The 11389-nt window shown below is 68.8% G+C and carries 9 protein-coding genes; 4 read left to right on the top strand and 5 right to left on the bottom strand.

Going from position 1 to position 11389, the window contains the following annotated elements:
* The gene (locus ACFZDK_RS16510; protein WP_390973053.1) at positions 1-1599 is read right to left on the bottom strand and encodes an aminotransferase class I/II-fold pyridoxal phosphate-dependent enzyme; all 1599 of its coding nucleotides are present in this window, start codon (positions 1597-1599) and stop codon (positions 1-3) included.
* Between ACFZDK_RS16510 and ACFZDK_RS16515 the strand changes: the two genes are divergently transcribed.
* Both ACFZDK_RS16515 and ACFZDK_RS16520 read left to right on the top strand, forming a co-directional pair.
* The gene (locus tag ACFZDK_RS16515) at positions 1481-2473 is read left to right on the top strand and encodes an EamA family transporter (RefSeq protein WP_390973423.1); all 993 of its coding nucleotides are present in this window, start codon (positions 1481-1483) and stop codon (positions 2471-2473) included. The two genes, ACFZDK_RS16510 and ACFZDK_RS16515, sit on opposite strands and share 119 nt — an antisense overlap.
* A gap of 13 nt (positions 2474-2486) precedes the next feature.
* Positions 2487-2687: a DUF1918 domain-containing protein gene (locus tag ACFZDK_RS16520; RefSeq protein ID WP_390973055.1), complete on the top strand. Its 201-nt coding sequence runs from the start codon at positions 2487-2489 to the stop codon at positions 2685-2687.
* A gap of 33 nt (positions 2688-2720) precedes the next feature.
* On the opposite strand, the gene ACFZDK_RS16525 is transcribed toward ACFZDK_RS16520, so the two are convergent.
* On the bottom strand, positions 2721-3968 hold the full coding sequence (locus ACFZDK_RS16525) for a family 10 glycosylhydrolase (RefSeq protein WP_390973056.1): 1248 nt from the start codon (positions 3966-3968) through the stop codon (positions 2721-2723).
* Between the two features lie 183 nt (positions 3969-4151).
* Between ACFZDK_RS16525 and ACFZDK_RS16530 the strand changes: the two genes are divergently transcribed.
* Entirely contained in the window at positions 4152-5009 is an 858-nt protein-coding gene (locus tag ACFZDK_RS16530; protein WP_390973058.1) for a 3-hydroxybutyryl-CoA dehydrogenase, read from the top strand.
* A gap of 983 nt (positions 5010-5992) precedes the next feature.
* On the top strand, positions 5993-7054 hold the full coding sequence (locus ACFZDK_RS16535) for a hypothetical protein (RefSeq protein ID WP_390973059.1): 1062 nt from the start codon (positions 5993-5995) through the stop codon (positions 7052-7054).
* Positions 7055-7520: 466 nt separating this feature from the next.
* Here ACFZDK_RS16535 and ACFZDK_RS16540 read toward each other — a convergent pair whose 3' ends face one another.
* The 3 genes from ACFZDK_RS16540 to ACFZDK_RS16550 all read right to left on the bottom strand — a co-directional run bounded on the left by ACFZDK_RS16540 (position 7521) and on the right by ACFZDK_RS16550 (position 11198).
* Positions 7521-7700 (bottom strand): hypothetical protein, encoded by a 180-nt coding sequence (locus ACFZDK_RS16540; RefSeq protein WP_390973061.1) that lies wholly within the window; start codon positions 7698-7700, stop codon positions 7521-7523.
* Positions 7701-8947: 1247 nt separating this feature from the next.
* Positions 8948-10195: a nucleotide disphospho-sugar-binding domain-containing protein gene (locus ACFZDK_RS16545; RefSeq protein ID WP_390973063.1), complete on the bottom strand. Its 1248-nt coding sequence runs from the start codon at positions 10193-10195 to the stop codon at positions 8948-8950.
* Positions 10196-10199: 4 nt separating this feature from the next.
* Complete coding sequence (locus tag ACFZDK_RS16550; RefSeq protein ID WP_390973065.1) at positions 10200-11198, bottom strand: alpha/beta hydrolase-fold protein; 999 nt, start codon at positions 11196-11198, stop codon at positions 10200-10202.
* Positions 11199-11389: the final 191 nt, after the last annotated feature.

Genomic DNA, 11389 nt, shown 5'->3' on the forward strand with positions numbered 1-11389 from the left:
TCATGATCCGGACCCCAGCACCTCGTCGCACGCGGCCCGCAGCCGTCGTACCCCCTCGGTGATCTCCCCGGTCCCGGCGACCGCCGCGAAGCTCAGGCGGACATGGGCGGCCGGCGGTTCGGCGCTGAAGTACGGGCGGCCGGGGGTGATGGCGACGCCCGCGCGGAGGGCCGCGCCGGTCAGGAGCCCGTCATCGGTGCCGTCGGGCAGGCGGAGCCAGAGGTGGTAGCCGCCGGACGGGATGTGCGGGAGGGCGAGTTCGGGGAGGTGGTGGGCGAGGGCGCCGGTCATGGTGTCGCGGCGGGTCTTCAGCTCGGCCGAGAGGCTGCGCAGGTGGCGGGGCCAGGCCGGGGAGCCGACGAGTTCGAGGGTCGCCTCCTGGAGCGGGCGGGGGACGAAGAAGGTGTCGACGATCTGGATGGCGCGCAGGCGTTCCAGGACCGGACCGCGGGCGGCCAGGGCGCTCACCCTCAGGCTCGGCGAGGTGGCCTTGGTCAGCGAGCCCACATGGACCACGACTCCGTCGGGGTCGTCGGCGGCGAGCGGGCGGGGCAGCGGGCCGCAGTCCGCGTGCACCAGCCGTCGTACGTAGTCGTCCTCGACGACGAACGCGCCGGCCGCGCGGGCGATGCGCAGCACCTCGGCGCGGCGGTCGGGGGCGAGGACGGCGCCGGTCGGGTTCTGGAAGAGGGGCTGGCAGACGAAGACCCGGGCGCCGGTGGCCCGGAGGGCGTCGGCGAGGAGGTCCGGCCGCACGCCGTCGGGGTCGACCGGGACCGGGACCGGGCGCAGCCCCGCGGCGCGGGCGATGGCGAGCATGCCGGGGTAGGTCGGGGACTCGACGAGGACCGGGGCACCGGGCGGGGCGAGCGCGCGCAGGGCGGTGGCCAGGGCGGACTGGCCGCCGCCCGCGATCAGCACCTCGGCGGCGGTGACGGCGCCGCCGATCTCGCGGGCGAACCACTCGCGCAGCTCCGGCAGCCCGTCCAGCGGCGGCCGGCCCCAGGCGCCGGGGCGCCGGCCGGCCCTCGCCAGGGCCGCCGCCAGCGCCCGCTCGGGCTCCAGGGAGGCGTGCAGATAGCCGCCGTTGAACTCCAGCACCCCGGGCGGCGGGGCGGCCAGGCAGACGGTGACCCCGGACGCGTCCACCGTGCGCGGGACCACGTCGAGGGCGCCGTCCGCGCTGAGCGCCACCTCCTGCCAGGAGGTGTCCCCGACGGGCTCGGCCGCGGCGCGGGGCCGGGCCTTGAAGGCGCCGGCGCCGGGCCGGGTGACGACCAGCCCCTCGGCGACCAGCTGCGCCAGCGCCCGGGAGACCGTCACCGGGCTCACCCGGAACCGCTCGACAAGCACCCGACTCGACGGGAGCTTTCCTCCCGGCGAGTAGCGGTCGAGGTCACGCCGCAGCTGTTCCGCCAGTTCAAGGACACTGCTACGCTCTTGCATGAGAGCACAGAGTAGCGCTACCGACCCGACGGCGATAGCGGTCAGCACCCCGCAGGCGACTTCGACGGGCACGGCGGGCACTCCCTCGGCCACTCCGCCCGCCACTCCCCCGGCGACTCGGGCCGCCACTTCCCCCACGGCCGCTCCGGCCACCGCTGCCGCCCCCGCCGCCCACCGGCTCGGCACCCTGCAGGCCGCCCTCGGAGTCGTCGCCTTCTCCCTCACCTTCCCGGCCACCGCCTGGGGCCTGAAGGGCTTCGGGCCCTGGTCGCTGGTGGCGGTGCGCAGTGTGCTCGCGGCGGCCATGGCGGGCGGCTGTCTGCTGTTTCTCCGGGTACGGCTGCCCGAGCGCCGGCACTGGGCGGGACTCGCCGTCGTGGCGGCCGGGGTGGTGCTCGGCTTCCCGATGCTGACCACGCTCGCCCTGGAGACCTCGACCACCTCGCACGCGGCCGTGGTGGTGGGCCTGCTCCCGCTGACCACCGCCCTCTTCTCGGCCCTGCGCATGGGCATCCGCCCCTCCCGCACCTTCTGGGCGGCGGCGCTGGCGGGGGCGGCGGCCGTGCTGGCGTTCACGGTCGCCCAGAGCGGCGGGGCGCTCACCACCGCCGACGCCTATCTCTTCGCGGCCCTCGTGGTGTGTGCGGCCGGGTACACCGAGGGCGGCCGGCTGGCCCGGATCATGCCGGGCTGGCAGGTCATCGGCTGGGCGCTGGTGCTCTGTCTGCCGCTCACCGTGCCGGCCGCCGTGCTCGCGCTGTCGTACGAGCCGGTCGTCTGGAACGCGCACGGCGTGGCCGGTGTGCTGTGGGTGGCGGCGGGCTCCCAGTTCCTCGGCCTGGTGGTCTGGTACCGGGGCATGGCGGCCGTCGGCATTCCGAAGGCCAGCCAGTTGCAGTTGGCCCAGCCGCTGCTCACACTGGTGTGGTCGGTGCTGCTGCTGGGCGAGCACCTCTCCGCGGCCGCTCCACTCACGGCCGCCGCCGTGCTCGTGTGCATCGCCGTCACCCAACGATCGCGATCGTGAGGAGGCCCTGGAGATGCGTGCATCCGAGGGCGACCAGCTTGTCCAGCACGGCAGGGTGGTCGGTCAGCACGACCATGTCTCGACCATCGTCAAGGTGCTGGGACCGGAGGGCACCCCGCCCTACCGGGTCCGCTTCGAGGACGGCCACGAGGCCATCATGTCCCCCGGCCCCGACTGCCAGGTCATGCACCGGGAGACACGTCCGCAACATTAGGCCGCGGTACCGAGGTCGCCGGCCGCGCGCAGGTCAGCCCGGCGGAAGCGCCGGCTGCGGGTAGTGGTCGGCGACCACCCGCGACATGGCCCCGATCGGGTCGGCGGCGACGTCCTTCGCCGCGAAGTACACATGCCCGCCGACCTGCGGGTACTGGGCGGCCAGGGTCAGATGCCGGGACAGCTCGGCCGGGTCCTGCCAGGCCGAGGCGGCGCCCGCCGCCCCCGCCTGGTACAGCGCCTCGCCGATGTAGAGCCGCGTCCCGCTCCCCTTGGCCACGCCCGCCCACCAGTCGACCACCTTGGCGTAGTCGGCGGCGGAGTTGCCGATCTGCCAGTACACCTGCGGGACGATGTAGTCGATCCAGTTCTCCTGGACCCACTTGCGGGTGTCCGCGTACAGGTCGTCGTACGTCTCGACGCCCGCCTTGGTGTCCGAGCCCCGGGAGTCGGTGGTGGCGTTGCGCCACACCGCGAACGGGCTGATCCCGAACCGGGTGCCGGGCCGCAGCTCCTTGATCCCGGCCGCGATCTCGGTCACCAGCTTGTCGATGTTGTCCCGCCGCCAGGCCGCCCGTGAGGAGAATTCGCCGCCGTGGGCGTCGTAGGCCTCGTCGTCGTCGAAGGTCTGGCCGGCCACGGGGTACGGGTAGAAGTAGTCGTCGAAGTGGACGGCGTCCACGGGGTACTTGGTGACCGCGTCCAGGATCGCCTGCTCCACGAAGGTGCGGACGGCCGGGATGCCCGGGTTGTAGTAGAGCTTGCCGCCGTACGGCACCACCCAGTCCGGGTGCTTGCGGGCGGGGTGCGAGGAGACCAGCTTGCCCGGGTCGGTGTTGTTGGCGATCCGGTACGGGTTGAACCAGGCGTGCAGTTGCAGGCCCCGGGCGTGGGCCTCCTCGACGGCGACGCCCAGCGGGTCCCAGCCGGGGTTCTTGCCCTGGGTGCCGGTGAGGTACTGGGACCAGGGCTCGTACGGCGAGGGCCAGAAGGCGTCGGCGGTCGGCCGTACCTGGAACATCACCGTGTTGAGCCGGTAGTGGACCGCCTTGTCGAGGAAGGCGGTCAGCTCCTTGCGCTGGTCGGACGCTGAGAGCCCGGTGCGGGAGGGCCAGTCGCGGTTGGAGACGGTCGCCAGCCACATGCCCCGCATCTCGGCGGCTGCCCGGCGCGGCCGACCCGTCCGGGGCGGCCGTCCGGAGGGGGCCGCCGATCCCGGGGTCGCCAGCGTCAGCGTGGACAGCGCCGCCAGCGCGAACGCCCTGCGAGACACTCGTGCCATGGTGAGACCCTCTCACTCTCCGGACCCGTGCGATCACGGATCGCCTCCGCGCCACAGGATGCCCCCACCCGGACGATCGATCATCGATACTTACGGGTAACGTGCACGAACGGAGCACGAACGGAAGCAGGCACCGGATCCGGAGGTCCTGCCGACCGCCCGTAGATCAGCGAAGGGGACGATGTGACCGACATCGAGAAGGTCGGAGTCGTGGGCTGCGGCCAGATGGGAGCGGGCATCGCCGAGGTCGCCGCCCGTGCCGGTCTGGACGTGAGGGTCGCCGAGACCACCGGCGAGGCCCTCGAGATCGGCCGTACCCGGCTGCTCAACTCCCTGGCCAAGGCCGCCGAGCGCGGCAAGATCAGCGAGGAGGAGCGGGACGCCACGCTGGCGCGGCTGAGCTTCACCACGGACCTCGGCGAGTTCGCCGACCGCGACCTGGTGATCGAGGCCGTCGTCGAGAACGAGCAGGTGAAGACGGAGATCTTCCAGGTGCTCGACCAGGTGGTGACCCGCCCGGACGCGATCCTGGCCTCCAACACCTCCTCGATCCCGCTGGTGAAGCTGGCGGTCGCGACCTCCCGCCCCGACCACGTGATCGGCATCCACTTCTTCAACCCGGCCCCGGTGCAGAAGCTGGTCGAGCTGATCCCGGCGCTCACCACCTCCGAGGGCACGATCAGCCGCGCCCAGGTCTTCGCCGAGAAGGTGCTCGGCAAGCACGCGATCCGCGCCCAGGACCGCTCCGGCTTCGTGGTCAACGCGCTGCTGGTGCCCTACCTGCTCTCGTCCATCCGGATGTTCGAGTCCGGCATCGCGAGCCGCGAGGACATCGACAACGGTATGGAGCTGGGCTGCGCACACCCGATGGGCCCGCTGAAGCTGTCCGACCTGATCGGCCTGGACACCGTCGTGTCCATCGCGAACAGCATGTACGCCGAGTTCAAGGAGCCGCTGTACGCCGCTCCCCCGCTGCTCCAGCGCATGGTCGAGGCGGGCCGGCTGGGCCGGAAGACCGGCTCGGGCTTCTACACGTACTAGCGAGTGCGGCAACACCGCCAAGTGGCGCTGTTCAAGGGCGAGTTCACCCGGAGCAGCGCCCTCGGCGGCGCTGCCGTGGGGCGCCTCTCGCGGCGCCCGCCAGGCCCTCATCCATGCCTCCTCGCCCAGCCCACGCGGACTGCATGGGGACACGGCCTGGTGAGCAGCATCGACCGACATCAAACATGCCCTGATCTGGGGCTTTGCGTCTTTCGAAACTGTCAGGGCCTTTCCCGCTTACTCAGTGGAAAATCCCTGGAAAGTCCCGGAGACAGAGCTGAAAGTCCCTGAAAAGTCCCTGGTTCGGAGCAGCCCTTCCAGCGCTTGCGAGCCTCGCACGGGGCCGCGGGGCAGCCGACCACCGGGTTGCTGTGGCACCTTGTTCAGCGGGTTGAGTGCCGGGGTCCACCGTGACTCCGCCTGCTGCTGTTCATCGAGCCAGGCGTCAAGCAGGTCCCGGCGGCACATACCCCTCCCGCCGGGGCCCATTCGGAAGCTGGGCGACCCTTCCCGGCGGTGACTGTCCCCGTCGCGCTAGAGCAAGGCCCTGCGGGGCCGGTCGCCTCCCGTGCCACCCCCGCCACATCGCCTGAGCAGCAGCGACTGCACTGCCCGCGATGTTTCTGGCAAAAGCGCTGTAAGCATCTACAGCACTTGAGACCGAAGGGGTACAGCACGATGCATCGCCTTCAGCCCATCGGAAATGGTCTGCACACCGATCACCCCGTACCTGGTTTGCCGGTCGTGGACGACACCCACATCCCCGTCGGGGATCCTGCTGCTGTAGAGGCCATCGGCCGCCACGAAGAAGGCGGCACCTGGGGACGCCGGGACAGGGACGGATCAGCCGAAGGTGCATGGCTCGCGTTCACCACCGACCCGATCCGCCAAGACCTGGCCTGGGTCATCCGCCACCATCCCGTGCACGGCCGCACAGTCCTCTTGATCCACGACAAGGACGCCTCGCCCTGGCACAGCAACTGGTGGGGCCCCAGCTCCTTTTCCGCCAGGGCGGTTACTGGTGGGACGGAACCAGTTGGTACCGCCCCGAACAAGTCTGGGACGCCGCCAGTGAGCACTACGACCGGCGCCCGGCCAAAGCCGCCATCACCATCACCGCTGACGGCCTCCTCGACGACAACGCCCATCCCACCGGGGGGCGCATCTTGAAAGTGGCGAACCTCGATCTCGACGCCCCTCTCCCCGACCAGTGGAACGACCATCTCGCCCTGTGGGCCTCACAGCGCCCCGACGACGCTCTGCCACTGCCCCGGTGCGTGGTACGCGTGTCCGCGCCCGAACTTGCCGCGGATCAACTCATCGGTGTACCCGAGATGGCTGAGATCGGCGGGATCGCCGCCTCCACCCTGCGGGCCTACATCTCCCGCGGCGAAAGCGACGTCCCTCCGCCCCAGGCCACGGTCAACGGCCGTAATCTCTGGGCCCGCCCAGTGGCCCAGGACTGGGCTGAACAACGCCGCCGTTCACCCGAAAGCGCCGCCGCCACACTTAGCTCCAGTGACGACACCGGGCTGCCGGTGGGAGCCGCTGAGTTGCGTCAGCGATTGGCCCGCCGGTTCTTCGGTGTCCTGTGGGAGCGGCCCGACTGGCGCAAGCGCTGGGCCATGCGCCACCGCAACGAAGCCGCCGTTCAGGAGGTTTCCGATGAACTCGCCTGGAGCGTCGCCGCCGACACCAACAGCATCATCAACCCGTACGACCTGGCCGCCACCATCCGGCACGCCATCCTCGACGAGTTCGCCTCAGGCCAGGAACTCGACAAAGCCACCGACGGTAAGGATTCACCCTTCTACGGCATCGCGACGCCCGTGGCAAAGACATTGGACTGGCTTATCGGGCACCATCCTCAAGCTGCCCACCATGTCATCGGCGAGATCATCGGGGACGCCGAGCGCCGGCTGGACATCCCACGTGACGTCAGCGCCGCCTCCATCCGTACGGCCCTCGGCCTGGACAGTCGGCTGCCTCGCCAAGTGCGGCTGGACTTCCTTGATCGAGCCCTCCCACCGAAGTCTGGCCACTGACAGCGAAGTTGGCTTCACGGCTGCATAGGCCCCGCCCGAGCAAACGGCCAAGACACGAATCGGAGAACCTAGTGTCTCGTGGTCCTGACACGTAAACGATCAAAACAGAGTGCGTCCCATCGCTCTGTCCCTTGGGCCGGACAAAGGCCATCGTCAATGAGAAAGGGACATGCGAAGTGGGAGCCTACACAGACTCAACGATCACAGACGCCCCAGGTTCCACAAACAGAATCACAAGACACTAGCCGACGACGGGACCCGTACGATCTGGGCCACTGTCTCCCTTACGGGAAGGGAAAGGTGACGGCCTTGATCCACTGCGGACATCGAAGATCAAGAGTCTCGGCCACAGTAAGGATTATGTCCATCATGGGGAGCGTGGGGAACAAGACGCCGCGCCCTCGCCGGTTATTCACACCAGAGTTCAAGGCCGAGATCGTCGAGCTGTTGCCCACGCGGTAACCGCTCAGTTGGTCAGGTCGCCAAGGACTTCGACCTGACCGAGACCGCGGTGCGCGACCGGGGCCGGCAGGTCGAGGTCGATGACGGCGAGCGCGACAGCCTGACCAGCAGAGCCCTCACCCAGGCAGTCGCCCGCTTCGGGTCGGTACGTACCTTGCCAAGGATGCGCCAGTTCTTCAGGCAAGCGAGACCATGCTCGACCGGCGCCCGTACTGCGGCAAGGGCCTATGGGACAGTTTCTGCCTCATGCCATGGACGGTTCCGTCCGGACTGTAGTCGGTGATCACCACCGGATCGGCATCGAGGCCTCCGCTGTCGAGCGTCGGCTGTGAAGGCAGGCGGTGATCTTGGAGTGCGTCCGGACCGGGGCGTGGTGTGTGGTGGATGGCCCCCGCGCTAGGGAGACACAGTTACAAACGGCGGCCACGACCAAGCCCGTCCCTGTAGAGGGCGAAGAGCCGATCCCCGAGGTAGAGGCGACGGAAACAGAAGAACCCGCCGCAGAGGAGTATGAGCAAGGCTGTGCGCGACGGTCGTCGCGCACAGCCACGACGGTAGTCTCAAAGCAGGCTCCGGACATCCCTCAAGCGGACTTGCCGGTATCCAGCTCGCTACCCGTAGGCACCGGCCGCGCAGTCCGCCGCGCGCGAGGCAAAGGTCCGGCTGCCCGTAGTACAGCCGGTCTCACCACGGACGGGTCTCCACTGGCCACCCAACGGAAGCGGGCCACCATCATCACGTCGTCGACCCTCTCACACACGAACCCGTCCACGATGCCAAGACCGCCGGGGCGTTCACGCAGCACCACATCTCCCGGCCCTTCATCATCCGCGATCTGCAGGTAATCCCCCGAGTCGGCGAAACCCGAGAACTCGTACACCCAATGACTCATGCCTGCCATCCTGCCGGGAACAGCGAGCACCCGCGGATCAGGCACGAGGGCAGTGGAGCGGATCCGCCCGAAGGGGTCAGATGCGCCGCTGATCAGACAAGTCCGTGGTCCGCGCGGGGCCTGGAGCCAGGCATCGGCTGGCCCGATTCACAGGCCGTCACGAATACCCACAGCGTAGAAATGGACCGAATGTCATCGTTTCGCGGAGGTGAACCGTAATGACTCTCCTCGCACATCACCAGTCCGGCCATCTCACGGAACGAGCGTTCCCCTTCCTGGCCTGAGTCGGGCCGATCGCCGCCGAGTTCGACGACCTTCTTCAAGCGGAGGAACCGGTTTCTCAGGCTGCCGGTGCCGCGCCCTCCGTCAGGGCCTCCTCGCCCCTGGTCGACCTGCGCGAAACGTACGACGCCTCGCGGCCGGGGTGAACTGCCCGGCATCACGCGCGAGGACATCGACGTCGAGGTCAGCGGGCGAGAACTGTGCAAGCTCTCAAGCCCGGTACCGGCAACGTTCCAGGACGTCTTGATCAGCTGTGATCACGCAGAGCCGACTCCTAGCCTGTCCAAGACCTGACAAGCCTGGCCAACGCCGTCCTCGGCTGCCAGGGCCCGGCCGAGCCCGAGAGCGGTCTCGGTGTAGGGGGCATGCCGGGTGAGGGCGTGCAGGCGATCGACGAGGGCGGCAACGGTGAGCTTACGAATCGGCAGAGGCGCGGGCCCTGCGCCGAGTTCGTGCACCCGTGCGGCCCAGTAGGGCTGGTCTCCGAAGAACGGGCAGATCAGGGAGGGTCTTCCGGCGCGCAGTGCCGAGGCCGTTGTGCCGGCTCCGCCGTGGTGGACGACAGCGGCCATCCTGGGAAACAGCCAGTCGTGGGGGGTGTCGCCGACCACGAGGATGTCGTCCTCGCTGGTGGCGGGGTCCCCCGGCAGCACTCCGCGCAGGTTCGCCCGACGCAGGGCCGTCCGTACGAGGGCGTCGGTCGCCTCGGGGTCGCCGGTTTTCATGCTGCCGAATCCGACGTAGACGGGCGGAGGGCCGTCGGACAGGAAGGCAAGCAGTCGCCGCGGGGGGGTCCACAGTGGCTGCTCATGGTGCCAGAAGCCGGTGACGTGGACGTTCCGTCCCCAGTCGGACGGCCGCGGCACGACAGTGGGGCTGAACGCACACAGCACGGGGGCTTGGCGCACCGGCCGGAAGGGGGCCGACCGGGACAGCTCTAGGAGGCCCAGACTCTCCCGGCGCCATGCGTTGACGAATCGCCGGAACACCATCCAGGACCCGAGGTCGACGGCACCGAAACTGAGCCGGTTGCCCACGCCGCCCAGTATCCGGGCAGCCGGCGCGAACGGGTGCGGGAAGACCTTCGTGGGCTGGCTCGGCTGGAAGTGAATGACGGCGTGCGGGACCTGGAGGTACTCGCTCAGGTGAAGACCGAGGAAGCTGAAGGTCGGTGCCAGAACCAGGTCAGCTCCCTTCGCGCCGACCTGCGTCTCCTCAAGCATCGACATCATGCGGGGGCGTAGGACCCGGTCCATACGACGGATGAACGCCACCGGATTCCTTCGCCCGGCGAGGAGTTCCTGCCCCTCGGCCGACTCGATGATCTCCACCGGGTCGACCGGAAGGGGATGAAGATCCAGGCCCGCCTCGGCGATCAGACGCCGATAGCGGAGGCTGGCCAGGATCCTCACCGTGTCGCCCCGACGAAGCAGTGCTCGCCCCAGGGCCAGGCAGGGCTGGACGTCGCCGCGGGAACCCGCGGCGAAAATCACCACTGTCCGCATGAAATCACTCCCCGATCGACTTCATGACCGACGGCCAGATGCTGTGCAACTCCGCCTGCCAGTACGGCCAGGAATGCGTCCCCGGTGTGTACAGATGCGTCGTGACGTCGACGCCCTCGGAGCGGAGCGACCGCGCGAATCTTGCGATCTGCCCCGGCAGCGGTGCCTCGCCCAGCACGCTCACCAGCACAACATCGGAGGGGCGTCCCGTGTCCAGCGGTCCGGGCTGGCCGCTGCCCGCGGAGAGATGGACGTGCATTCCGCGGAAGGCACGCGGCATTGCAGCAGGGGTGTGAGCTTGCCAGACTTCGTCGTTCTTCACCGGGTCGCCCCAGACATCTTTGATGTCGATCCCCTCCTTCCCGGTACCAAGGGCGAGTTCCAGGCGCACGGTAGGGTCGTTCAGATCCACGTAAGAGCTCATGGAGGCCACGTAACGGAACATCCCCCGGTTGTGCGCCGCGTAGTTGAGTGCGCCGAAGCCTCCCATGGACAGTCCCACGACGGCTCGTGAGTGGCTCGCACGGAAATTCTCCTCCATGAGCCGCACGAGTTCGCGGGTGTGAAAGGTTTCCCAGCGGGGGGCACCGGCGAACCAGTCACTGTAGTAACCATTCCTTCCGGCGTCCGGCATGACGACCAGCACGTCAGAGTCTTTCGCCAACGCTTCCACGTCTGTCTCGCGTGTCCAGGACGTGTAGTCGTCGTCGCCGCCGTGGAACATGTAGACAACTGGAAAGGTGCTTTCCGGCTTTTCTCTCCAGTGCGCGGGAAGAATGACGCGGACCGGGATGGACATTCCCATCGCCGGAGAACTGACCATGAGATCGCGCATCCGGTTGTCAAGGACCTTCACGTCAGTGACACGAGCCTCCGCATGGTGAGGCCGGGGCGAGGCGTCCGGTTTCCACTCGGCCGCGTGCGCCTCGGTCGAGAGAAGAGCCGCGGCGAGCCCGAGGCAGACCAGATTCTTTTTCGCGTACTTCAGGAGAGTGACCCACACGGGTGGGATCATGACTAAATATGCTGATCACAACCAGCAGACACCCCGGCCAACGGAGGGCGAATGGCCCGTACAGCCGATCAGTGCTCTCGGGGTACCGGGCACAACATCACTCGCTCGCAGGCCATGCTCTGGCGGGTGACAAGCGGTTGCGCCTGTTCCACAAGTGAGGCTGCGGAACAGGCGCGGTG

It is taken from the genome of Streptomyces sp. NPDC007901, from assembly GCF_042959465.1.
In the GTDB taxonomy this organism is placed as follows: Bacteria; Actinomycetota; Actinomycetes; order Streptomycetales; family Streptomycetaceae; genus Streptomyces.

Excerpts from the sequence above, each read along its gene's own strand:
- ACFZDK_RS16545 (WP_390973063.1), bottom strand. The coding sequence starts at position 10,195 with ATGCGGACAGTGGTGATTTTCGCCGCGGGTTCCCGCGGCGACGTCCAG.
- ACFZDK_RS16520 (WP_390973055.1), top strand. The coding sequence starts at position 2,487 with ATGCGTGCATCCGAGGGCGACCAGCTTGTCCAGCACGGCAGGGTGGTC.
- ACFZDK_RS16525 (WP_390973056.1), bottom strand. The coding sequence starts at position 3,968 with ATGGCACGAGTGTCTCGCAGGGCGTTCGCGCTGGCGGCGCTGTCCACG.